The 204-nt window shown below is 48.5% G+C and carries 1 protein-coding gene; it reads right to left on the reverse strand.

Translation table 11 applies throughout. The annotated features are described in order from the left end of the window. The coding region (locus tag HUN22_RS18475; protein ID WP_174732157.1) for an Ig-like domain-containing protein at window positions 1-204 on the reverse strand (204 nt) is incomplete at both ends.

Consider the following 204-nt stretch of genomic DNA (forward strand, 5'->3'; position numbering starts at 1 on the left):
TGCTGTCTACAGTCACAACTTGGCTATCAGTTGAACCCACGTTACCGGCAGTATCCACCACACGAACATCGTAAGTGTAGTTACCATCAGTTAAGGTACGGCTATCTACATAACTCCAGTTGCCTGCTGTTACTGTCAAGTCGATCCAGGTTACACCACCATCTACACTGATCTGTGCAACTTCACCCGCTGCCAATGTGCCAG

Source organism: Acinetobacter lactucae, from assembly GCF_013344765.1.
GTDB classification, from domain to species: domain Bacteria; phylum Pseudomonadota; class Gammaproteobacteria; order Pseudomonadales; family Moraxellaceae; genus Acinetobacter; species Acinetobacter lactucae_A.